The organism is Rahnella sp. AA, assembly GCF_002834385.1.
In the GTDB taxonomy this organism is placed as follows: Bacteria; Pseudomonadota; Gammaproteobacteria; order Enterobacterales; family Enterobacteriaceae; genus Rahnella.
Window position 1 is genome coordinate 150749 of the sequence record NZ_PITQ01000002.1, and the last position, 25416, is coordinate 176164.

17 protein-coding genes are annotated in these 25416 nt (G+C 51.8%); 5 read left to right on the forward strand and 12 right to left on the reverse strand.

The annotated features are described in order from the left end of the window. The first annotated feature begins 157 nt into the window (after window positions 1–157). The 4 genes from ycaO (at window position 158) to pflA (ending at window position 6622) form a co-directional block, all read left to right on the forward strand. A complete protein-coding gene (ycaO, locus tag CWS43_RS05550) occupies window positions 158–1921 on the forward strand; it encodes a 30S ribosomal protein S12 methylthiotransferase accessory factor YcaO (protein ID WP_101076456.1) in 1764 nt (587 codons plus the stop codon). A 476-nt stretch (window positions 1922–2397) separates the two neighbouring features. Further along, a complete protein-coding gene (focA, locus tag CWS43_RS05555) occupies window positions 2398–3255 on the forward strand; it encodes a formate transporter FocA (RefSeq protein WP_101075930.1) in 858 nt (285 codons plus the stop codon). A 75-nt stretch (window positions 3256–3330) separates the two neighbouring features. Next, complete coding sequence (gene pflB, locus CWS43_RS05560) at window positions 3331–5613, forward strand: formate C-acetyltransferase (protein ID WP_101075931.1); 2283 nt, start codon at window positions 3331–3333, stop codon at window positions 5611–5613. A gap of 268 nt (window positions 5614–5881) precedes the next feature. Beyond that, window positions 5882–6622 carry a pyruvate formate lyase 1-activating protein gene (pflA, locus tag CWS43_RS05565; RefSeq protein ID WP_101075932.1) on the forward strand — a complete coding sequence of 247 codons (741 nt, stop codon included), beginning with the start codon at window positions 5882–5884 and terminating at the stop codon, window positions 6620–6622. A gap of 94 nt (window positions 6623–6716) precedes the next feature. Here the strand turns inward: pflA and CWS43_RS05570 are convergent, their stop codons facing one another. The 12 genes from CWS43_RS05570 to lrp all read right to left on the reverse strand — a co-directional run bounded on the left by CWS43_RS05570 (window position 6717) and on the right by lrp (window position 23670). Continuing rightward, complete coding sequence (locus CWS43_RS05570; protein ID WP_101075933.1) at window positions 6717–7862, reverse strand: MFS transporter; 1146 nt, start codon at window positions 7860–7862, stop codon at window positions 6717–6719. Between the two features lie 133 nt (window positions 7863–7995). Further along, window positions 7996–8565, reverse strand: a complete 570-nt coding sequence (gene napF, locus CWS43_RS05575) for a ferredoxin-type protein NapF (protein WP_101075934.1) — start codon at window positions 8563–8565, stop codon at window positions 7996–7998. Next, complete coding sequence (gene dmsD / locus CWS43_RS05580) at window positions 8565–9176, reverse strand: Tat proofreading chaperone DmsD (protein ID WP_101075935.1); 612 nt, start codon at window positions 9174–9176, stop codon at window positions 8565–8567. Before dmsD ends, napF begins: the two co-directional genes overlap by 1 nt. Before the next feature lie 62 nt (window positions 9177–9238). After that, a complete protein-coding gene (locus tag CWS43_RS05585; RefSeq protein ID WP_101075936.1) occupies window positions 9239–10096 on the reverse strand; it encodes a dimethyl sulfoxide reductase anchor subunit family protein in 858 nt (285 codons plus the stop codon). Window position 10097: 1 nt separating this feature from the next. After that, entirely contained in the window at window positions 10098–10715 is a 618-nt protein-coding gene (locus tag CWS43_RS05590) for a DMSO/selenate family reductase complex B subunit (RefSeq protein WP_101075937.1), read from the reverse strand. An 11-nt stretch (window positions 10716–10726) separates the two neighbouring features. After that, complete coding sequence (dmsA, locus tag CWS43_RS05595; RefSeq protein WP_101075938.1) at window positions 10727–13174, reverse strand: dimethylsulfoxide reductase subunit A; 2448 nt, start codon at window positions 13172–13174, stop codon at window positions 10727–10729. An 83-nt stretch (window positions 13175–13257) separates the two neighbouring features. Beyond that, window positions 13258–15714 carry a selenate/tellurate reductase subunit YnfE gene (ynfE, locus tag CWS43_RS05600; RefSeq protein WP_101075939.1) on the reverse strand — a complete coding sequence of 819 codons (2457 nt, stop codon included), beginning with the start codon at window positions 15712–15714 and terminating at the stop codon, window positions 13258–13260. A 290-nt stretch (window positions 15715–16004) separates the two neighbouring features. Further along, complete coding sequence (serS, locus tag CWS43_RS05605) at window positions 16005–17297, reverse strand: serine--tRNA ligase (protein WP_101075940.1); 1293 nt, start codon at window positions 17295–17297, stop codon at window positions 16005–16007. 107 nt (window positions 17298–17404) lie between these two features. After that, on the reverse strand, window positions 17405–18748 hold the full coding sequence (locus CWS43_RS05610) for a replication-associated recombination protein A (RefSeq protein ID WP_101075941.1): 1344 nt from the start codon (window positions 18746–18748) through the stop codon (window positions 17405–17407). A 7-nt stretch (window positions 18749–18755) separates the two neighbouring features. Continuing rightward, on the reverse strand, window positions 18756–19367 hold the full coding sequence (lolA, locus tag CWS43_RS05615) for an outer membrane lipoprotein chaperone LolA (RefSeq protein ID WP_101075942.1): 612 nt from the start codon (window positions 19365–19367) through the stop codon (window positions 18756–18758). 196 nt (window positions 19368–19563) lie between these two features. Then, the gene (locus tag CWS43_RS05620; protein ID WP_101075943.1) at window positions 19564–23055 is read right to left on the reverse strand and encodes a DNA translocase FtsK 4TM domain-containing protein; all 3492 of its coding nucleotides are present in this window, start codon (window positions 23053–23055) and stop codon (window positions 19564–19566) included. A 120-nt stretch (window positions 23056–23175) separates the two neighbouring features. Further along, the gene (gene lrp / locus CWS43_RS05625; RefSeq protein WP_013574775.1) at window positions 23176–23670 is read right to left on the reverse strand and encodes a leucine-responsive transcriptional regulator Lrp; all 495 of its coding nucleotides are present in this window, start codon (window positions 23668–23670) and stop codon (window positions 23176–23178) included. Window positions 23671–24402: 732 nt separating this feature from the next. Here lrp and trxB point away from each other — a divergent pair. Then, window positions 24403–25371, forward strand: a complete 969-nt coding sequence (gene trxB, locus CWS43_RS05630; protein ID WP_015689578.1) for a thioredoxin-disulfide reductase — start codon at window positions 24403–24405, stop codon at window positions 25369–25371. The last annotated feature ends 45 nt before the right edge of the window (window positions 25372–25416 follow it).

A 25416-nucleotide genomic window follows, 5' to 3' on the forward strand; every position in this document is an offset into this window, starting at 1 on the left:
TTATGATTATTCTCTTCTGCCGCCGCGCTGCTTACACCCGTTTTACCTACAAGCCTTTGAGTTCACAACGCGATTACATTGTTAACACGAATACATGGAGGTAATGCGCAAAACCCCGTATCATTGCGCGTTTTTAGCACGCTCAAAAGTGAACTCAATGACGCAAACTTTTATTCCTGGTAAAGACGCGGCGCTGGAAGACTCCATTTCCCGCTTCCAACAAAAACTCACCGACCTCGGCTTTAATATCGAAGAAGCTTCCTGGCTGAATCCGGTTCCCCACGTCTGGTCAGTGCACATTCGCGACCGCGACTGCCCGCTGTGCTTCACCAACGGTAAAGGCGCCAGCAAAAAAGCCGCTCTGGCTTCTGCTCTGGGTGAATATTTTGAGCGTCTGTCGACTAACTATTTCTTCGCCGATTTTTATCTGGGTAAAGAAATTGCCAACGGCGATTTCGTGCATTATCCGAACGAGAAATGGTTCCCGCTGCCGGAAGACAACCTTCTGCCGGAAGGTATTCTGGATGAGCGTCTGCACGCATTTTACGATGCAGATAAAGAACTGGTCGCCAGCGATCTGATTGATCTGCAATCCGGCAACCCGGATCGCGGGATTTGCGCATTGCCGTTCACCCGTCAGTCTGACCTGGAAACCGTATATATTCCGATGAATATCATTGGCAATCTGTATGTATCTAACGGCATGTCTGCAGGGAATACCGCAAATGAAGCCCGCGTTCAGGGCCTGTCTGAAGTCTTCGAGCGTTATGTAAAAAACCGTATCATCGCGGAATCTATCAGCCTGCCAGAGATTCCTGCTGACGTGCTGGCGCGCTATCCGGGTGTCGTTGAGGCCATCGCCAAACTCGAAGAAGAAGGTTTCCCAATCCTGTCTTACGACGCCTCTCTGGGCGGCAACTACCCGGTCATTTGCGTGGTGTTGTTTAACCCGGCAAACGGTACCTGCTTTGCTTCCTTCGGCGCACACCCTGATTTCGGTGTTGCACTCGAGCGTACCGTGACTGAATTGCTGCAGGGCCGCAGCCTGAAAGATCTGGACGTCTTCACCGCGCCGACCTTCGATGATGAAGAAGTGGCCGAGCATGCCAATCTGGAAACTCACTTCATCGATTCCAGCGGTTTGATTTCCTGGGATATGTTTAAGCAGGACGCTGACTACCCGTTTGCAGACTGGAGCTTCAGCGGCACGACAGAAGAAGAGTTCGTCACGCTGATGGCCATCTTTGATAAAGAAGACGCTGAAGTTTACATCGCGGATTACGAGCATCTTGACGTGTACGCCTGCCGTATCATCGTTCCGGGCATGTCTGACATTTATCCGGCAGAAGATTTGCTGCTGGCCAACAACAGCATGGGCGCTCATTTGCGCGATCAGTTGCTGGCTCTGCCGGACAGCGATTTGCCAAAAGAAGCTTATCTGGAAATGATCACACAGCTGGATGATGAAGGTCTGGATGACTTCACCCGCGTTCGTGAACTTCTGGGCATCGCCAGCGGCAAAGACAACGGCTGGTACACCCTGCGCGTTGGCGAGCTGAAATCTATGCTGGCACTGGCGGGCGGCGATTTGGATCAGGCGCTGACCTGGGCTGAATGGGCACATGAATTCAACGCGTCGGTTTACAACGATGAGCGCAACAACTATTACCGTTGTCTGCAAACTCTTCTTCAGCTGTCCCTGGAAGAAGAACGTGATCCGGCTCAGTACTACACGGCATTCGTGAAAATGTACGGTCAGAAAGCGGTTGATGATGCTTCAGCAGCCATCAGCGGCGAAGAACGTTTCCACGGTCTGTTTGCCGTAGACGCCGACCTCAAAGCATTGCCAGCTCATCAGGCACTGCTTGGCGCATACGAAAAGCTGCAAGTAGCAAAACGTCGCCACTGGTCTAAAGTCTGAGTTCAAAGCACGATTAATTCACTAAAACCGGCGGGATTTCCTGCCGGCTTTTATTTACAAGCTAAACGCTCTCGCCGATCTGTTTATCTGCAAGAATTTGACTCTGCCTTAAAAATGACGTGTAATTTCGCGCGAAATAATGCCCGGTTGTCGTTTTTACGACAAAAATATGACACTTATTTTTAGACGTTAATTGAAAGTGAAATTCATAAACTCAAATTAACGATATTTATTAACAATAAGGCATTGGATTTCACTCAAAAAAGAAAATACATTCACGTCACATCAACTTTTTTTGTAAAAATTAAAATGTTTTTATTTCATTATTTTCAATGAATTAACCCTGTACCTACCCCTTTAGTAGTTCGTTCCAAACCGCCAAAAACCGCCTCGTATGATCCACGTCAATTTTTACGTTATACTGCTTTGCTAGTATCTCGTTGCGCAGTGCATAAGCCCTGAATAAGAGAGTTAATGTGAAAGCTGACAACCCCTTCGATCTCATTTTACCCGCCGCAACAGCAAAAGTTGCTGAAGATGCTGGCGTTTATAAAGCCACCAAACAGCCGTTAAAAACATTCTTTTTAGCTATTACTGCTGGTGTCTTTATTTCTATTGCCTTTGCTTTTTATATCACCGCAACAACGGGCACCGGAACCGTACCTTATGGTCTTGCAAAACTCGTTGGGGGCATCTGCTTCTCACTGGGTCTGATGCTGGTCGTAGTGTGTGGTGCTGACCTGTTCACCTCTACTGTGCTTATCGTGATTGCGAAAGCCAGTGGCCGAATCACCTGGGGGCAATTGGCACGTAACTGGGTCAATGTCTATATTGGTAACCTGGTCGGCTGTCTGTTCTTTGTGGCACTGATTTGGTTCTCAGGCGAGTATATGGTCGATAATGGTTTGTGGGGACTGAACGTTCTGCAAACGGCTGACCATAAAATGCATCACACGTTTATTGAAGCCGTATGTCTGGGGATTCTGGCTAACCTGATGGTTTGCCTGGCGGTATGGATGAGTTACTCCGGCCGTAGTCTGATGGACAAAATGTTCGCAATGATCCTCCCCGTTGGCATGTTTGTCGCCAGCGGTTTCGAGCACAGTATTGCCAACATGTTCATGATCCCTTTAGGCATCGTAGTGAAGAATTTTGCGACACCAGAATTCTGGCAGGCCGTCGGCGCAACTCCGGCGCAGTTCGCAGAACTGAACATCCCAAACTTTATCATCGACAATCTTATCCCTGTGACCATTGGTAACATCATCGGGGGTGGTTTGCTGGTAGGGTTAACGTATTGGGTTATATATCTTCGCGATGAGAAGCACCACTGATAGAACGTGGCACTCTTGTTACGACAGTTTTACACGCGATTTTTAAAGAAATCCAAATTAGAAGGTAGGTGCAAAATGTCCAAGCTCAATGAAAAATTGATCAACGCATGGGAAGGTTTTAGTGCTGGTGAATGGCAGAACGGCGTAAACGTCCGCGACTTCATTCAGAAAAACTACACACCGTATGAAGGTGATGAGTCCTTCCTGGCTGGCGCGACCCAAGCGACCACCACCTTGTGGGATAAAGTAATGGAAGGTATCAAACTGGAGAACCGCACTAAGGCTCCTGTTGATTTTGATACTGACGTTGCGGCTACCATCACTTCTCACGACGCTGGCTACATCAACAAATCTCTGGAAACTATCGTTGGTCTGCAGACTGACGCGCCATTGAAACGTGCTCTGATCCCATTCGGCGGCATCAAAATGGTTGAAGGTTCATGCAAAGTTTATGGCCGTGAACTGGATCCAGCGCTAAAAAAAGTTTTCACCGACTACCGTAAAACACACAACCAGGGTGTTTTCGATGTTTACACCAAAGACATTCTGAACTGCCGTAAATCTGGCGTTCTGACAGGTCTGCCAGATGCATATGGCCGTGGCCGTATCATCGGTGACTACCGTCGTGTTGCGCTGTACGGTATCGACTTCCTGATGGCTGACAAATACGCTCAATTCCAGTCTCTGCAAAGCGACCTGGAAAACGGCGTGAATCTGGAAATGACCATCCAGCTGCGTGAAGAAATCTCTGAACAACATCGTGCTCTGGGCCAGATCAAAGAAATGGCGGCCAAATATGGTTGCGACATTTCTGGTCCTGCGACCAACGCGCAAGAAGCGGTTCAATGGACTTACTTCGGCTACCTGGCTGCGGTTAAATCTCAGAACGGCGCAGCAATGTCCTTCGGCCGCGTATCTACCTTCCTTGACGTGTTCATCGATCGTGATATCAAAGCTGGCAAGCTGAACGAAGAACAAGCTCAGGAACTGATTGACCACCTGGTCATGAAACTGCGTATGGTCCGTTTCCTGCGTACTCCTGAGTATGATGAACTGTTCTCCGGTGACCCAATCTGGGCGACTGAATCCCTGGCAGGTATGGGTGTTGATGGTCGTACTCTGGTCACTAAAAACAGCTTCCGCTTCCTGAATACCCTGTACACCATGGGTCCTTCACCAGAGCCAAACATGACCATCCTGTGGTCTGAAAAGCTGCCAATGAACTTCAAAAAGTACGCAGCGAAAGTGTCTATCGATACCTCATCTGTACAGTATGAGAATGATGACCTGATGCGTCCTGACTTCAACAACGATGACTATGCTATCGCTTGTTGTGTTAGCCCAATGGTTGTGGGTAAACAAATGCAGTTCTTCGGTGCTCGTGCAAACCTGGCGAAAACCATGCTGTACGCAATCAACGGTGGCGTTGATGAAAAGCTGAAAATCCAGGTTGGTCCTAAAGAAGCACCAATGATGGATGAAGTCCTGACCTTCGATAAAGTGATGGATCGTATGGATCACTTCATGGATTGGCTGGCTAAACAGTACGTGACTGCTCTGAACATCATTCACTACATGCACGACAAATACAGCTACGAAGCATCGCTGATGGCACTGCATGACCGTGACGTTTATCGCACCATGGCATGTGGTATCGCAGGTCTGTCAGTTGCTGCTGACTCCCTGTCTGCTATCAAATATGCAAAAGTTAGCACCATCCGTGACGAAGACGGCCTGGCTGTAGACTTCAAAATTGAAGGCGAATATCCACAGTTCGGTAACAACGATTCTCGCGTAGATGACATTGCTTGTGACCTGGTAGAACGTTTCATGAAGAAAATTCAGAAACTGCGTACCTACCGTGGCGCTGTAGCAACTCAGTCTGTTCTGACCATCACCTCTAACGTGGTTTATGGTAAGAAAACAGGTAACACCCCAGACGGTCGTCGTGCTGGTGCTCCATTCGGTCCAGGCGCTAACCCAATGCACGGTCGTGACCAGAAAGGTGCTGTTGCCTCTCTGACTTCTGTTGCTAAACTGCCGTTTGCTTACGCCAAAGATGGTATTTCTTATACCTTCTCTATCGTTCCAAACGCGCTGGGTAAAGATGATGATGTTCGTAAAGCGAACCTCGCAGGTCTGATGGATGGTTACTTCCACCACGAAGCGTCCATCGAAGGTGGTCAACACCTGAATGTTAACGTCATGAACCGCGAAATGCTGTTAGACGCGATGGAACATCCTGAAAACTATCCTCAGCTGACCATCCGTGTTTCTGGTTATGCAGTACGCTTCAACTCACTGACTAAAGAACAGCAACAAGACGTTATTACCCGTACTTTCACCAAGTCCCTGTAATAATCTGCTGATGATTTAACGTGATATAAAAAGGCTCCACAACGTGGAGCCTTTGTTTCATCCACTGCCCGACACTGTCTTCACGACAGTCTGTTTTGCCAGAGCGCTATACGATGTGGACCTCTGGCAAAGCAGTACCGCCATTGCTGACAATCAACCTTATTGATTGTCTGGTATCATAAACACGTGGTTTCCAGTTTATCTCTGCCAGGCCAGCATCCGCACATTTAGACTGCTATTCATTGGTCAATATGGAGAATAACCCGCAATGTCAGTTCAAGGTCGCATCCACTCATATGAATCCTGTGGCACCGTTGACGGCCCAGGTATCCGTTTCATTGTATTTTTTCAGGGTTGCCTGATGCGTTGCATGTATTGCCACAATCGCGATACCTGGGACACACATGGCGGGAAAGAGATCAATGTCGATGACTTAATGAAAGAAGTGGTGACCTACCGCCACTTTATGAATGCTTCTGGCGGCGGCGTGACGGCTTCTGGCGGTGAGGCAATCCTTCAGGCTGAATTCGTGCGTGACTGGTTCCGCGCGTGCCAGAAAGAAGGCATTAACACCTGTCTGGATACCAACGGTTTTGTCCGCCGTTATGATCCGGTGATCGACGAATTACTGGATGTCTCAGATCTGGTAATGCTCGATCTGAAACAGATGAACGACGATATCCACCAGAATCTGGTCGGCGTCTCTAACCACCGTACCCTGGATTTTGCCCGCTATCTGGCTAAACGTAATCAGCGGACCTGGATCCGTTATGTAGTTGTGCCGGGCTGGTCGGATGATGATGATTCCGCGCACAAACTCGGTGAGTTCACCAAAGACATGACGAACATCGAGAAGATTGAACTGTTGCCTTATCACGAGCTGGGCAAACATAAATGGACCGCGATGGGCGAAAAATATGGCCTCGACGGCGTGAACCCACCAACCAAAGAAATCATGGAACGGGTGAAGAACATTCTTTCCAGCTACGGACACAAAGTTATTTATTGATGAGCTGGCTGTTCCCCATAAAATCGTTGCCCATAAAAAAGACGCCTGATGGCGTCTTTTTTACTTTTAAAACATTCGTACCGAATGGCTCAGATCAGGCAGTTGCCACCGGATTATGATGATGGTCGGCTTTGCGCATCAGCATCACCAGATAAACCAGTGAAACCACCGCGATCATCACAAACAGCAAACGGTCGGAATAGCTCTGCATCAGTATCGCGGTCATCGTCGGGCCCGCCAGGCTGCCGATGGTGTAACTCATCAGTAATGCCTGATTCATTGCAACCAGCTCTTCAGCATTTACTTTTTCGCAAGCCCATGACATCGCCACCGGATACAACGTAAAGCCTGCGCATCCGAGAATGAACAGCGTTGGTGCCATCGCATAACCACTCAGCATGGCAATACTGCCGAGGATCACGGCGAAAATCTGTATACGCAGCACCATCAGACGTCCGTATCGATCGGCCAGACGCCCTACCGGCCATTGCCCGATAATCCCGGCGCTGACCAGAAGCGCCATCCAGTATCCGACATCGCCATCGCTCATGCCCTGATGCGCAAGGAACAACGGCATCAGGCCATACAAAGAACCCAGCACAATGCCAGAAATGATACAGCCGTTGATCCCGAGGCGGGCGTTGCGGCGTCTGAACATCGGCATCACCGCATGCCGCGGCTGGTCGCTGTCCTGATCCTCAATATGTGTCATCACTATCGGCAGAATGGCAATAACGATCAGCGCGGTAACCCACGGCAACACGCTCAGCAACGCCGTTGGAACCGTGCCGACCAGCAGTTGCCCGACGACGGTACCGATGTAATACATGATCATATAGGCCGCCAGCAGCTGACCACGGTTCTTCACCGTACCGCTTCGCAGCAAGGCACTTTCCACTACAACCCAGATCAGCGCGCAGCCAACACCGGCAACAAAGCGTGCAGTAACCCAGCTCCAGAAGTCCATGGAAAGCGCCAGACCCGCGGTTGCGACAGCAAACATGATGCAGGAAAGATAATAGCTGCGGTTAAAACCAATACGTTTGATCAGGCTGCCTGCAATCAGCGTACCCAGCAAATTGCCGGTGAAATATGATGAACTGACAAGCCCGACCTGCCAGGTTGGCAGTTGTTCGTGACTGAGCCACAACGGCACCAGCGTGTTTAAAGCGGCGATAGAAATCGTCAGAAGGAGAAGTCCGCACAACAGCAGAGCGACGGGACGGGAATAGGCGGACATAGGTTGTTGACGACCACAAAATCGGGGAAATTGCGCGCATCATGCCACCAGCCAACAGAAAGTCAATCTGGCAAAAAGAGGCCTGCGCACAAACTGCGGGGTGATGATTGAAATCGCTAATCAAGTCAGGAGTTCAGGAATTATGACGCTTCAATGACAATTGAATATCACCATGATAACAAACAAGTTTGCATTTCCCGCAACCGTCACACTTCTGATTATCTGCGGAGGGTTGATTCTGTTGATTAAAAAATATTGCCGTGCGCGGACACGCAATCTCGCACATCCTGCACAAATCATCCATACGCCCTAAACACTGCGGCAGAATCACCGGACGCAGACCCGTATCCATCGGGATGCTCAGGTCGAGGGCATCGTTATCACAGGCCTCAGTGCAGGCACCGCAAAAATCGCATTCCGCATAATCAATGCTGAGTACAACTTTACCGTACTCAACGCTGAGTAATCCTACCGGACACGCATCAGCGCAATGCCCGCACCCGTTGCATTGTTTCATGAAAAGTGGTTCTGAAACCGCCTGCGGTGGACGCGGCACAGCCCGCTGGAGCAAATCTCTGGCGACCGTATTTTCTTCTGCGGGCGGCTTTGCGGATGACAATAATCCACGGAATAACCCCCGGCGGCTGACAACCCGGCTGCTCATCCAGGCGTGGTAATAGCGGGCATCCCGTGGGTCACTCATCAGAAATACAATTCCTTCGCTGGGATGACTTCCAGCGCCAGTGCCTCTCGCCATCCGTTCAGCGTTGATTCCGCCAGAACGGCTACGCCTTCATACCATGGATGCTCAGCTTTCATTCCCAGCAGTTCGAAATAGCGCCCTGCCCATGGCAGCAAATGTGCCGTCAGAAACTCACCAAGCAGTTGCGGCGAATTTTCGGCCAACCAGGCGGACATCATCAGCATCAGCCCGATGTGATCTTCCGGTTCGGCCTGCGTCAGATGTGGTTCAATATGGTTACAGCGCATCCACTGGCGTAATGCCAGTGTGGAATCACCAAAAATGACCGATTCTTTATCGAGATAAACCGAGCCCCAAGGCGGTGCCGGTAAAGCGTAGGGGCCGACAAACAGGCGCTGCCAGGCGTCATTTAACTCTTCCGCTGAACCATCCACCTGAGCGAACAACTCAGCGGCACGGGCTTTCGCCTCAGGCGTTGCGCAGGGCCACATCGCCACCCAGTCACTGTCTTTCAGCAATATAATCAGAGGCTGAACTTGTTCTGAATCCGGGGGATAAAACAGCATCGCGCCCAATACCTTCGCGGTTAAACTTATTGATTCTGCAGACATAGTTAACTCTTTCTTTCGGGGACACACTGCTTCCGGCGGCATGTCCCCTTGATGAACTGAAATCAGCCGCTAACGGCCATACCCACAGTCATATGCAAACCATAGAAAATCGCACGTCCAATCAGCTCACCGGCAAAGACCAGCACGAAAGCTAAAACCATCGTAGCGATCGCAGGACGCTTGCGCAGTATCAGCGGGCAAATCCAGCAGCCCAGCCCTAAAACAACCAGCACCAGCCGCGAAACTGACAACATGCCGTATTGCGGAATCAGCGCTGAAGCCGACTGAACTGAGCTGTTGATCGAGGCCAGGCTGGCACTTTGCATCACTACGGCAGACATACTGACGACCAGTGCCGCGACGCTGACAACCGGCAGCAGGCGGAGCGCACAGCCGTTAATATCAGCGCCGCACAGCAGCAGATAACCCAGAACCGGGCCGCCAATCAGCACCGTCAGCCCGAAGTGGAACGCGGTATAAGCATTATCCCACGTTGGTACTGTATTAATTTCGTAGACGCGACACATGGCATAAACGAAACCAACACCGGCCACCATGGTCACAAGCAGCCAGACTTTCCCCAATGCGCGGGGCATTTTGTTGAGGACAGCCAGCAACCAGTAAATCCCGCCTAAGGCAAAGAAGAGTGAGCCACTGCCGATCTCATTACTGAGCGGCGAAGCGCCCAGACGATTGAGAGAATTGAAAGCGCGCAGCGGTGAGCCAAGGTGCAGAACCGAGGCGATAAAAGCCACCGCCATCAGCACCCAGAGGAAAAACATCGACAGGTGGATCCGGCGATATTCTTCTTTGCCAGGTTGGGCCAGCAGCGCAATTGCCAGCACGATAAACGTGCCAACCACACATTGCCCGAGAACCGTAAAGACCATTAAAGGCCATTCATGCCATCCGTTTCCCATCTCAAACCTCCTTCGGGTTAGCCAGATAACCCGTGGTATCGCCTACAGGACGGCAATTCGCATTGGGTTTGATGACGATACTAGGGTGAGTAAAATGTGCCGCGGGCAAAGGCGCGACTTCAGCCAGTTCGCCGTATTTCGCACGCAGCTCTTCGATCGGTGCCATATCCAGCGCGCGCAACGGGCAAGATTCGACGCAAATAGGCTTCTTACCTTCCGCGATCCGCTCGTAACACCCATCACATTTGGTCATATGCCCTTTGGCTTCGTTGTACTGCGGTGCACCGTACGGACACGCCATATGGCAATAACGGCAACCGATGCACACGTCTTCGTTGACCACGACGAAACCATCTTCCCGTTTATGCATGGCGCCGCTTGGGCAAACTTTCGTGCAGGCCGGATCCGCGCAATGGTTGCAGGAAATCGACAGATAATAGGCGAAGACGTTCTGATGCCAGCCATCACCGTCCTGCTGCCAGTCGCCACCGGCATATTCGTATACCCGGCGGAAACTGACATCCGGCGTCAGATTTTTGAAATCCTTGCATGCCAGTTCGCAGGTTTTACAGCCTGTGCAGCGGCTTGAATCAATATAAAATCCATATTGAGTTGTCATGTATTGCTCCGTTAAACCTTAGCCACTTGCACAAGGTTGGTATGAGAGGGGTTACCTTTCGCCAGCGGTGAAGGCCTTTGAGACGTCAGTACGTTAATGCTGCCCGCGCGGTCGATTTTTTTACTGTCGGGGGAATACCAGGCACCTTCGCTGAGCGCGACAACACCCGGCATCATGCGTGGCGTCACTTTGGCGGCAATACGCACTTCACCGCGATCGTTGTAGATGCGGATCATGTCGCCGTTCGTGATACCGCGTTGTGAAGCATCCATCGGGTTAATCCACATTTCCTGACGACAGGCGGCTTTCAGTACGTCGACGTTGCCGTAGGTTGAATGGGTACGCGCTTTGTAATGGAACCCGGTCAGTTGCAGGGGATATTTGCTGGCCAGCGGATCGTCATAGTTCTCAAAACCAGCGGCATAAACCGGTAACGGATCAATTACATCGTCTTTAGCGAGTTCCCATTCGGCAGCAATTTTTGCCAGTTCAGCCGAGTAGATTTCGATTTTGCCGGAAGGTGTATCCAGCGGACTGGAGGCAGGATTTTCACGGAACGCTTTATACGCCACGTGATGTTGCTCAGGATCGCGTTTCTTGAACATGCCCTGTTTGCGAAACGTGTCGAAATCCGGCAGTTCCGGCAGCGCTTCGCGGGATTGCTGATACAGATGACGCATCCACTCTTCCTGCGTGCGTCCTTCCGTAAACTTCTGTTCAACGCCCATATGGCGCGCCAGCTCAGAGGTCATTTCATAAATATTTTTGCACTGGAAACGTGGCTTGATCGCCTGGTCGGCAAAAATGACGTAGTCCATGTTGCCGCAGGAAGCATCCAGGCAAAAATCCATCTGCTCAGACGCCGTGCAGTCCGGGAGGATAATATCTGCATATTTCGCAGACGACGTCATGTGGTTATCAATCACCACAATCATCTCGCACTGCGTATCATCCTGCAGAATGTCATGCGTACGGTTGATATCAGAATGCTGATTGATCAGACAGTTACCGGCGTAGTTCCAGATAAACTTAATAGGCACATCCAGCCGGGCCTTTCCGCGCACGCCGTCTTTGGTGGCCGTCATTTCCGGGCCGCGGATGATAGCGTCGGTCCAGAGGAACATGGAGATGCTGGTCTGAATTGGATTTTCAAACGTCGGCATACGTACAAACGGGATTTCATACGAACCTTCGCGCGCGCCGGAATTCCCGCCGTGAACGCCCACGTTGCCGGTCAGAATCGCCAGCATCGCAATGGCACGGGTTGCAATTTCGCCGTTTGCATGGCGCTGTGGCCCCCAGCCCTGAGTAATAAAGGCCGGTTTTGCCTGACCGATTTCACGCCCCAGCTTGACGATTTTATCGACAGAAATGCCGGTAATTTTTGCTGCCCACGCAGGCGTTTTCGCAATACCATCCGGACCATCGCCGAGAATATAGGCTTTATAATGCGCATTCTGCGGGACACCGGCCGGTAGGGTTTTCTCATCGTAACCGACGCAATACTTATCGAGGAACGGCTGATCAACCAGATTTTCAGTAATCATCACGTGAGCCAGCGCCGCCGCCAGCGCACCGTCGGTACCAGGACGAATCGGAATCCATTCATCTTCACGACCCGCGCCGGTATCGGTATAACGCGGATCGACAATGATCATGCGGGCGTTGGATTTCTGACGGGCCTGTTCGAGGTAATATGTCACGCCACCGCCGCTCATGCGGGTTTCGCCCGGATTATTCCCGAACAGCACCACCAGTTTACTGTTTTCAATATCTGAAGGGCTGTTGCCGTCCGCCCAGCCGCCGTAGGTATAATTCAGACCGGCGGCAATCTGTGCGGAGCTGTAATCGCCGTAATGATTGAGATAACCGCCACAGCAGTTCATCAGGCGCGCAATCAGGGTTTTACCCGGCGGCCATGAACGCGTCATGGTGCCGCCCAGCGTGCCGGTGCCGTAGTTGAGATAAATTGCTTCATTGCCAAAACGCTGAATAATGTCTTTCAGGCTGCCAGCCAGCGTGTCGAACGCTTCATCCCAGCTGATTGGCTTAAATTTGCCTTCACCGCGTTTACCGACGCGCTTCATCGGGTATTTCAGGCGGTCGGGATTGTAAACACGACGGCGCATTGAACGCCCGCGCAAACAGGCCCGCACCTGATGCAACGCCTCATAATCATCGTCGCCGGTATTGTCGGTTTCGACGTAACGAATTTCGTCATCCACCACGTGCATTCTGAGCGGACAACGGCTGCCGCAGTTTACCGTGCACGCACTCCAGACGATTTTCTCTTCGGCCGTTTTTGTCGTCGCGGGGGCTGAATCTGCTCGCACAGATTTGAACGGCAGCGAAATTCCCCCTACTGCGGCGGCCATCCCGGCCAGCGTAGTTCCTTTGACCAGTTCGCGGCGGCTGATCCCGCTACCTGAACCGGATTTAATTCTGTTTTGTTCCGACATTACATACTCCACATACGCCCCGGTTTAAGGGGCGAAAATTTAACAACCGTGTCACTGAGCCTGGCTCTTTGTCCGTCGCTTCTTTAGACTTTTTCTATTTGAATCAGATTGGTATGTTGAGGATTCCCCTTCGCGAGAGGCGAAGGCCGCTGAGTTGTCAGCGTGTTCATGCAGGCACCATGGTCAATACGATCACCACTCATATTGGCCTGATGCCATGCGCCCTGACCCATAGCAACAACGCCGGGCATGATGCGGGGCGTGACTTTCGCGGCCACGCGGACTTCGCCACGGTCATTGAAGACCTTCACTTTGTCGCCGTTTTGGATGCCACGGGTTTGCGCATCCATCGGATTGATCCAGACTTCCTGACGGCACGCGGCCTGCAAGACATCAATATTGCCGTACGTTGAATGGGTGCGCGCTTTGTAATGGAAACCGAACATCTGTAGCGGGAACTGGCTGCGTTTCGGGTCATCCCAGCCTTCGAAGGTTGAGGCATAAACCGGTAACGGGCTGATGGTTTCATCTTTTTGCAGTTCCCATTCGCCGGCAATTTTTGCCAGCGCTGAGGAGTAAATCTCAATTTTCCCGGAGGGGGTTTTCAGCGGATTAGCCTGAGGATCCTGACGGAATTTTTTGTAGGCAACGAAATGCCCGGCCGGATCTTTGCGCTTATAAATCCCCATTTCGCGCAGTTCTTCATAGGCCGGTAATGCCGGATCTTTTGCCAGCATTTTCGCGTAGAGCGCCTGCAGCCACTGCCGTTGTGTACGACCTTCCGTGAATTTCTGATAAACATCCGGGCCAAGCCGCCGCGCGACTTCGCTCATCATTTCGTAGATACCTTTTCGTTCAAACTTAGCGGATGTCGCAGGTTGAATGAAAATCAGATACCCCATATTCCCCGCATAATCATTGGGAATAATGTCTTCCTGCTCCACGGTCATTAAATCCGGGAGCAGGATATCGGCGTATCTGGCCGAGGAGGTCATGAAGTTTTCGAGCACGACGATCATTTCGCACTGTGAATCGTCCTGCAAAATATCGTGGGTTTTATTGATGTCTGAATGCTGATTGGTGATGGTGTTACCGGCATAGTTCCAGATGAACTTGATCGGCACGTCCAGCTTGTCTTTACCGCGAACGCCGTCTGCTTTAGCCGTCATTTCCGGGCCACGCGCAATCGCATCGGTCCAGCTGAAACAGGAAATCTGCGTCTGAACCGGATTGTCCAGCACCGGCATACGTTCAATGGTGATGGTATACGTGGATTCCCGCGCCCCGCTGTTACCGCCGTTAATCCCGACGTTACCAGTCAGAATCGGCAGCATGGCGATCGCGCGCGACGTCAGTTCACCATTGGCCTGACGTTGTGGCCCCCAACCCTGAGAAATATAGGCCGGTTTAGCCTGACCAATTTCCCTCGCCAGTTTCACGATTTTGTCTGCCGGAATGCCAGTGATGCGTGAAGACCATTGCGGTGTTTTAGCCGTGCCGTCCGCGCCCTGCCCGAGAATATAAGCTTTGTAATGGCTGTTAGCGGGGGCGTCTGCCGGTAAGGTTTTTTCGTCGTAACCTACGCAATACGAATCAAGGAAAGCCTGATCGACCATATTTTCGGTGATCAGCACATACGCAAGACCGGCGACCAGAGCAGCGTCGGTTCCGGGACGGATCGGGATCCATTCATCTTCACGCCCTGCTGCGGTGTCGGTATAACGCGGGTCGATCACGATCATTCTGGCGTTTGAGCGCTGATGCGCCTGCTCGAGATAGTAGGTAATCCCGCCGCCGCTCATGCGTGTTTCAGCCGGATTATTGCCGAACAGTACCACCAGTTTGCTGTTTTCGATGTCGGACGTGCTGTTACCGTCGTTACTGCCATAGGTGTAAGGCATGGCGCAGGCAATTTGCGCGGTGCTGTAAGTCCCGTAATGGCTGAGGAAACCGCCATAGCAGTTCATCAGACGGGCGACCAGCGAGGCGTAAGGTGATGAGCGGGTAATGTTGCCGCCCACAACGCCGGAAGTGTAATTGATATACACCGCTTCATTGCCGTATTTGGCGACAATTCGCTTCAGGTTATTGGCAATTTCGTCGAAGGCTTCTTCCCAGCTGATGCGTTTGAATTTCCCTTCACCGCGCTTACCGACGCGTTTCATCGGGTAATTCAGGCGCTCAGGATGATTCATGCGGCGGCGGATCGAACGCCCCCGCAGGCAGGCCCGAACCTGATGATCACCGTAAATATCGTTACCCGTGTTGTCAGTTTCGACCCAGTAAACTTCGTCATCACGGACATGAAGACGCAGCGCACACCGGCTGCCGCAGTTAACTGAGCACGCGCCCCATACCACTTTATCCTCGGGTGCTGAAACAACTTTACCACCGGTCACGTCGGCTAAAACCTTGCGGCTGAAAGGAAGTGAAACACCCCCTGCCGCGATGGCTAAACCGGCCAGCGTAGAAGTTTTCATCAGCGTACGGCGGCTGATACCGTTCTTTTCCGTGATCTTATCTGATTTGATTACCGACATTTTCGCGCTCCGCTAAGTTGCCTCGCCATAGCGCACCGGTTATAAAATCAGGTGTCTAAAATCCTGGCAAGAAAATGAGCGGGTCGTGAAGTTTATATTCTCAGATTAGAAAAGTACCCACTCAGATAGCGGGGATATTACTTATTAAGGGTTAGTAAACTTTGTCTGCTATCAAAAAACGTCGGGTTGGCTCAGGCAAATTGCCGGATATTTAACGTAACGCACTATTTTCGGCATAAAAAAAGCGCCCGAAGGCGCTTTTTCGCTATATTATTCAGAATATAACGGGGTTAGCCGATATATTCTAAACCGCCCATGTAAGGACGTAATACTTCCGGTACTTCAATGCGGCCATCGGCTTGCTGATAGTTTTCCAGCACAGCCACCAGCGTACGACCGACTGCCAGACCCGAGCCGTTCAGTGTATGAACGAGACGTGGTTTTTTGTCAGTTTTATTGCGGAAGCGAGCCTGCATACGACGCGCCTGGAAATCCCACATGTTTGAACATGATGAGATTTCGCGGTAAGTGTCCTGCGCTGGCAGCCACACTTCCAGATCGTAAGTTTTGCTTGAACCGAAGCCCATATCGCCGGTACACAGCAACATTTTACGGTATGGCAGATTCAGTAACTGAAGCACTTTTTCCGCATGACCGGTCAGTTCTTCGAGCGCCTGCATGGAATCTTCCGGACGAACAATCTGAACCATTTCGACTTTATCGAACTGGTGCATACGAATCAGGCCACGGGTATCACGACCATAAGAACCGGCTTCTGAACGGAAGCAAGGTGTATGGGCGGTCATTTTCAGTGGCAGAGATTCTTCTTCCAGAATTTCGTCACGAACCAGGTTCGTCAACGGCACTTCTGCGGTTGGGATCAACGCATAGTTGCTGCTGCCGGCTTCTTCATCCAAAGGCTTAGTATGGAACAGGTCTTCGCCAAACTTCGGCAACTGGCCTGTACCGTACAGCGTCTCGTGGTTAACAAGATACGGCACGTAGGCTTCCAGATAACCGTGTTGTTCGGTGTGCAGGTCCAGCATGAACTGGGACAGCGCGCGGTGCATGCGGGCGATTTGCCCTTTCATGACCACAAAACGAGCGCCGGTCAGTTTCACTGCGGCAGCGAAATCCAGACCGCCGGCCATTTCACCCAGCGATACGTGATCGCGGACGGCGAAATCGTACTGGCGCGGTGTGCCCCAGCGGCTGACTTCCAGGTTATCGTTCTCGTCTTTACCGGCAGGTACGGAATCATCTGGCAGGTTCGGAATAGCGGAAGCGATATCGCGGATATCGTTTTGCAATGCGTCCAGCTCAGCTTTCGCAGCGTCCAGCTTCTCACCCAGCGTATTCACTTCCAGACGCAGGGGTTCGATGTCTTCGCCACGGGCTTTTGCCTGACCGATAGATTTCGATCGTGCGTTACGTTCAGCCTGGAGAGTTTCCGTTTCTACCTGCAAGACTTTGCGGCGCTCTTCCTGAGAACGCAGCTTTTCCACATCGAGTTTAAAACCTCTGCGAGCGAGTTTTTCTGCAACTGCGTCTAGCTCATTACGCAGCAGATTGGGATCCAGCATGCTAATCCTGTACGTGTCGTTATTGAATGTTAATTTGATGATGCACGCTGCCTGAAATAGCAGCGTGTCAAAGAGTTATCACCGGTAACCTTACCGCAACGATAAAATTAGCGGTAGCGTTTTGTCGGGCTATTTTGATCTTGTTCAGCGAGCCATGCCAGCTTTTCACCAATCTTGCCTTCGAGCCCGCGTGAAGTCGGGTAATAATACTGAGTGCGGGCCATTTCGGGTGGGAAATAATCCTCACCAGCGGCGTAGGCATGAGGCTCATCATGCGCGTAACGGTATTCAGCGCCTAGCCCCATTTCTTTCATCAGTTTGGTCGGTGCATTACGCAGATGTTCCGGCACATCATAATCGGCCATTTCACGCGCATCGCGCATTGCTGCTTTGAAGGCGATATAGACCGCGTTACTTTTCGGCGCACACGCCAGATAAACAATCGCCTGCGCAATGGCACGTTCGCCTTCCGCCGGGCCGACGCGGGTAAAGCAATCCCAGGCAGAAATAGCCACCTGCATACCACGCGGATCCGCATTGCCGACGTCTTCTGACGCAATCGCCAGTAAACGCCGTGCGACATACAGCGGGTCGCCACCGGCGGTGATAATGCGGGCATACCAGTAAAGCGCCGCATCCGGCGAGGATCCGCGCACGGATTTATGTAACGCTGAAATCAGATCGTAAAAGCGATCACCTTTATTATCGAAACGCGCGCTGCGTTCACCGGCAATCTCGGTAAGCAATTCCGGCGTCAGCGTGCGATAACCTTTAGCATCAACCTCAGCCATATCGGCCATCATTTCGATGCTGTTAAGCGCACGACGGGCGTCGCCATTGACCAGTTCAGAAAGCATGCGGCGCGTTTCAGGCGGAACACGAATTTTTTCATTAGCATAGCCACGCTCAGCGTTCGTCAGCGCCTGATCGATGACTTTTTCGATATCTTCAGCCGTCAGCGATTTAAGGAGATAAACACGGGCGCGGGATAATAAGGCGGAATTAAGTTCGAATGACGGGTTTTCCGTTGTCGCACCAATAAACGTAATCGTGCCGTCTTCAATATGCGGCAAAAAAGCATCCTGCTGACTTTTGTTGAAACGGTGGACTTCATCAACAAACAGAATGGTGCGACGCCCGGCATCGCGGTTTTGCCGGGCGCGCTCGATAGCCTCGCGGATATCTTTCACCCCTGAGGTGACCGCTGAAATGCGCTCAACATCGGCATTTGCATAGCGGCCAATGAGCTCTGCCAGCGTGGTTTTCCCGGTTCCCGGAGGCCCCCACAAAATCATCGAGTGCAGCTGACCCGCCTCGATGGCCCGCGGCAAGGGTTTGCCCGGCGCGAGAAGATGCTGCTGGCCAATGTATTCTGCAAGTGTTACTGGCCGCATTCTGGCGGCCAGTGGCTGGAATTCATTCTGGGAAAAATCGAGTGACAGATTACTCAAGCTTACCTCACTGACGCTGGTCGTCCACCGTCACACCTTTCGGCGGAGTAAATTTAAATTTAGCATCATCTACCGACGCGTTTTGCTCGCCCTTCAGGGTGTAAGCACTTTTTTGACCATCCTGCTCAACCGCAGTGAAGCTTTTAATGGTACCCGACGGCGTCACGGTGATAGCAAATTGCTTCAGATTTCCGGTAGCCGTTTTAGGTGTCAGCTGGAAGTCATCGCCCTGCTGTTTTACGTTATATTTCGACCAGTCGCTGCTGTCATTACGGGTAATCAGCATGAACGGCGTGTTGCCGGTAGCATTTTTCAGCCAGGTTGCAGTGACCTGCTCAACAAACGGGTTGTAGAACCAGAGTGTTTTACCATCGGAAACCAGAATGCTTTCATCCGGCGTCGTCATATGCCAGTTAAACAGGTTTGGACGTTTCACCCACAGTTCGCCTTCACCCTGCTGAACGGCAGCACCGTCATCACTGGTGACAGTCTGCGTAAAACTGGCGTGGAAAGTATTGAGTTTACCCAGGCGGGATTTGAGATCGCTGCTGGCGTCCGCCAAAACGGAAGCGGAGGTAAATGCGGTCAGTAAACACCCTACCATTAACAATTTTTTCATTCTTATACTTACCTCAGAAATCCATAAACTTCAGACGATGCCTTTCACACAGGCAAAAGACGTATGGTGCGAACTTTATCCGAGGCAGCGCCCCGGTGGTAGCTCAATCATCTGAAAAACTTGTGTTTTACGCATCTTTGCACAAGGGCCGCTTTCGCGGCCCTTCTTAACAAAATACGAACAAATCGGAGATGATTTATTCGTGCGACGGAGGAGCCAGCACCTCACGGTTCCCATTATGGCCCGGCGCGCTGACTATCCCCTGTGCTTCCATCTGTTCAACAATGCGCGCCGCACGGTTATAGCCGATGCGGAACTGACGCTGAACCCCTGAAATGGACGCACGGCGCTTGTCGACGACAAACGCAACAGCCTGATCAAATAACGCGTCAAGCTCCTCGTCGCCGTCTAAGCCCAGGCTCCCACCTTCGCCATCGTCCCCACCGGAAACAATGCTTTCGATATACTTAGGACGCCCGCGCGCTTTCCAGTCCTGCACCACCGCATGAACTTCCTGGTCGCGAACAAATGCGCCGTGGACACGCACCGGAATCGACGAGTTTGGCGCCATATACAGCATGTCACCCATACCCAGCAGAGATTCTGCACCGCCCTGATCGAGGATGGTGCGGGAGTCTATTTTACTCGATACGGTAAATGCAATACGGGTCGGGATGTTCGCCTTGATCAAACCGGTAATGACGTCGACGGAAGGACGCTGCGTTGCCAGCACCAAATGGATACCAGCTGCACGAGCTTTCTGAGCCAGACGTGCGATCAGTTCTTCTACTTTTTTACCGACGGTCATCATCAGGTCAGCAAATTCGTCGACCATCACAACGATAAACGGTTCTTTTTGCAGGTACGGCGGTTCTGCGGCCATACCGTCTCCCGGCTTCCAGAAGGGATCCGGGATCGGCCGGCCCATCGCTTCAGCTTCAAGAATACGTTCGTTATAGCCGGCCAGATTACGCACACCCAGCGCGGACATCAGTTTATAGCGACGTTCCATTTCACCCACACACCAGCGCAGCGCGTTAGCTGCATCTTTCATGTCGGTAACCACTTCGGTCAGTAAATGCGGTATCCCTTCATACACGGACAACTCGAGCATTTTCGGGTCAATCATGATGAAGCGCACATCTTCTGGTTTGGATTTATACAACATGCTGAGGATCATGGCGTTAACACCCACAGACTTACCGGAACCGGTTGTACCGGCTACCAGTAAGTGCGGCATTTTTGCCAGATCGGCAATAACGGGTTCGCCTGAAATATCTTTACCCAGCACAATCGTCAGCGGCGATGTGCTTTCTTTGAATTTCGCGCAGTCCAGCACTTCACGCAGATACACGGTCTGGCGCTTTTTATTTGGCAGTTCGAGGCCAACGTACGGCTTGCCGGGGATCACTTCCACAACACGTACGGCGACGGCTGATAATGAACGGGCAAGGTCACGCGACAGGTTGGAAATACGTGCCGCTTTCACACCCGGCGCCAGATCCAGCTCAAAACGTGTGATGACCGGCCCCGGCAACTTACCGACGACATCCGCTTTAATACGGTAATCATTCAGGCGCGCTTCAATCAGATTACCCATTTGCTCGAGCGCAAACTCATCAACGGGCTCTGCTTCTGCCGGTGGCGAGGTCAGCAAATCCAGAGACGGCAACGGCGTGGTGGGCTTGACCAGCGGCTGCTCATTACGCATCAGGAACGGGTGGATCAGGCTGTCCATATCAGGCTGCGGCGACGGTGAAGACTGCCTTGGCGCTTCATATTCCTGCGCATGTTGCACGGGTTCTGACGTGGCCTGACGCTGATAAGGCGGTTGTTGTGCAAACGTCACAGGCTGCGGTTCTTCTTCTGCCTGAGCCGGTAATGTGAATAACGGTTCTGACGGCGCATCATCAACCAGATCGGCCATTGGCGAGAAGCTGAATGCGTCGTGCTGGCTCAGTTTCATCGCTGCAGCAGCGAAATCATCCGCCACAGTATTTGCCGTTTCCGGGAGCAAATTCTGCGAGTGATGATGCTGGACCACACCGCTTTGCGGCTCGACGTCCTGTTGGTAACGGGCAGTTTCACGCGCCGCAAACGCATTGCGTAATTCCGCTTCCTGCAGCGCCGCTTCGTCATCAGCAGATTCATCTTCAGTCACAGACTCGCCATAGCGTTCCTGCTGTTGAGCAGCAAAAGCTTCCTGCAACGCGGCTTCCTGTCGGGCTTCCTCGTCAGCCTGAACCAGAGGATCATTATGCCAGTCAACGTGTTCTGCCTCTTTTTGCGCGGCGGCTTGTGCGTGTTCCTGCTGTTCGGCCATACGCTGCGAAGGCAATTTAATACCGTAAGAGGCCAGTTCACGACGCGTCGGGATACGTACCGGATTTGGACGTGGCAACTCCGGCCCGAAGCCTTTTTTCACCTGTGGGTTTTCATCGCTCACGGCGCTGAAAGCAGGCATAAACGTAGTGCCGGCAGACGTTGCCGCGGACTGCCCCGCCTGTGCGAGGCCGGTAGCCAGTGCTGCGGTGGCCGCAACGCTCGCAATCTGCGCGGCATCTGGTGGCGCGGAGCTAAAATCAAACGGAGAACGTGAATGCTCAACCGCAGTTTGCCAGTTGCCCATACTCGGGCCATCGTCATCATTGCGCTGAACGGGTGCCGGAGAAGGTGATTGCTGTACCGGCTGCGGGTGACGCGGTACCGGTGTCTCTTCCGGGATTTCGAAATTATATAGCGGCGGCATTGCCGTTTGAGGCGCTTGCGGAGACGGTGCAATATCTGCCACCGGTGGTTCTGCCGCGTAAGGATCTACCGTTTCTGCCGCTATAGCTGGAGCCGGTTCAGCCGCAGTTGCAGGCGGAACCTGTGGGGCTTGTTCAGCCGGGTCTGTCACGGAAGGCGCAGAGAAAAGAACATCGTCTTCGTCAGCTTGTGAAGCGGCGACAGTAGCAGGCACAGCGCCCGCTGCAGCAGCAACTGCGGCTGGTGCGACTTTTGCTAGCGGTTTTTCGTCGTCTTCCAGCAGCGGATCGTCCTGTTCGTCGTATTCGTAATCATCATCACGACGCGAGCGGTTGGTCACAACATTAGTGACGCCGAGAACAGCACCACCGATTTTCTCAGCGATCGTCAGCCATGACCAGCCGGTGAACAGCGTCAGCCCGGCAGCCCATACGCACAGCAGAACCAGCGTCGCACCGACATTATTAAAATGCGGCGTCATCGCCGTACTCAGCAAACTGCCGATCACTCCACCGGAAGCAAAGTAATAGAGATCATCCACGTTGACGGATGCCAGGCCACAAGACGTAACAATAAGCGCCAGCGTCCCGATAAGGCGCAGCGACAGAGCAAAATAATCGACGAAATCCTGTTTATCCCGCTGGCGAAAGGCCACCCAACAAAGACACAGAATAATAGGGGGAATAGCGTAACCAAATACGCCAAAGATGAAGAACAGCGTGTCGGCCATCCAGGCACCTACACCACCGCCCCAGTTATGAATAGGCCCGTGCCACGCTGTTTGCGACCAGCTTGGATCCGACGGGTTAAAACTCACCAATGCCGCCATCAGATAAGCAGCAAAAATAGCTACCACAACTAGCAAAGCCTCCAGAACACGGCGGCTGTTGCTCAGTTTTTTCAAGGTAACGTCTTTATCTTCTGTATATTCCTGGCTCAAGAAAGGCTCTCCAGGTTCCTGTGAACTGAGAAAAAGCAACAGCGCCGAGACTCCCCGGCGCCATAGCTGTATAGATACACAGGAGTGTAGCTAAAATTACAAGGTTTTGCACCTGAACAATTACCGGGTCTTAATGACCAGGCGATTCGTCTGCTTCACTTCTTCCATTACCACATAGGTACGGGTGTCGTTCACGCCCGGCAGACGAAGTAAAGTCTCACCAAGGAGCTTACGGTAAGCAGACATATCAGGTACGCGGGTTTTCAACAGGTAGTCGAAGTCCCCTGAAACCAGATGACACTCCTGAATATCTTCGAGTTTTTGTACTGCCGCATTAAACTGCTCAAACACATCAGGCGCGCCGCGGTTGAGGGTAATCTCAACGAATACCAGCAACGATGCATCCAGATAATGCGGGTTGAGCAATGCGGTATAACCATTAATGAAGCCCTGACGTTCCAGACGACGAACGCGCTCCAGACATGGAGTTGGAGATAAGCCCACACGTTTGGAAAGCTCGACGTTTGAAATCCGGCCATCCTTTTGCAATTCGTTGAGGATGTTACGGTCAATACGGTCGAGATCTTTTCCCGGACGTTTTTTGTTGTCTACCATTATTATTGTCTCTCTGCTGTCCTTCCCTGCACCTGCCATACCCCAGCCAACTTCAATGTCTAAGGGTTGTCCCAAGCGAAGACCCGATTATTAAGGTTTACGCATCCTGAACCGCGTTAATCCCCTGTCAAAAGGAACACGGCCCTAAAACGGATACTCAAAAGAAATAACATTGTGAAATTAATAGGTTGAAAACAGCCAACCTGATTCACTAAATTCTGCCGCAACTAAAACACCAAAAAGCAATACCAGAACGGATCGGGTAGCAGCCAATTGCATAAATTCAAGTCACAGACAGGCAGTTAATTTCTTCTTCCCCTGATGTTTTCGCAAATGCACAGCGGATTGTCAAAGTAAAAGAAGCAAAATCAGAAGAACGTGCCAGATTGAAAAGCCGACACCCCCTTTTTAGCTATCTTTTACCTTTGAACAATAACAACTCAGCGCGCCGCTTACTTCAGCCAAAACCACACGAACTGTCGTGAATTGTGACTTAATTAACGCGTTCTCATCAACAACGCTCACTTCAACGCATGTCCCTCATGCTGTTTTTTCGCCCTAACCATCAAACAGTTATCTTTTTTACTGAAAGTTGGAAACCTCTTTCTACGCGGGTTGCGCAATAAAAACTATCAGACAAATCGTTAACAACATCTGAGTTTGCTTTTTTTAACGCGTTATTTTCCCTACAATCGGTTCATCGCTAGTCACCATCGCGGAGATGAATTACGCATGAGTACGGTTAAACACAGTAAATTATTGATCTTGGGCTCTGGCCCGGCAGGTTATACCGCTGCGGTTTATGCAGCACGCGCAAACCTGAACCCGGTTTTAATCACCGGTGTGGAAAAAGGCGGTCAGCTGACCACCACCACGGAAGTAGAAAACTGGCCGGGCGATCCGGAAGGTCTGACCGGTCCGGGCTTAATGGAACGCATGCATGAGCACGCGACCAAATTTAATACCGAAATTATTTTCGACCACATCAACAAGGTTGATTTGCAAAACCGTCCGTTCCGCCTGACTGGTGACAGCGGCGAATACACCTGCGACGCGCTGATTATCGCCACCGGGGCCTCCGCACGTTACATCGGCCTGCCTTCTGAAGAGGCGTTCAAAGGCCGTGGCGTTTCTGCCTGCGCCACCTGTGACGGTTTCTTCTATCGCAATCAGAAAGTTGCGGTTGTCGGCGGCGGTAACACGGCGGTGGAAGAAGCCCTTTATCTGGCAAACATTGCCTCTGAAGTTCACCTGATTCACCGCCGTGACAACTTCCGTGCGGAAAAAATCCTGGTTGACCGCCTGAACGATAAAGTAGCCAGTGGCAACATCGTACTGCACACGCACAAAACGCTGAATGAAGTGGTCGGCGATCAAATGGGTGTCACCGGTGCGAGCCTGCTTGATGTCCGTACTGACGAAAAATCACAAGTTGACGTTGCTGGCGTGTTCATCGCAATCGGCCACAGCCCGAACACCGGCATTTTCGAAGGCCAGCTGGAACTGAAAGACGGCTACATCAAAGTGCAGTCCGGTTCGCATGGTAATGCCACGCAGACCAGCATTCCGGGCGTTTTCGCCGCAGGCGACGTGATGGACCACATCTATCGTCAGGCGATTACCTCTGCCGGAACCGGCTGTATGGCAGCACTCGACGCCGAGCGTTATCTGGACGGTTTATCGCAAGCGCCGGATTTATAATTACTCTCCGGGGTAATTACCGGACCCAGAGTCCACATAAAGAGT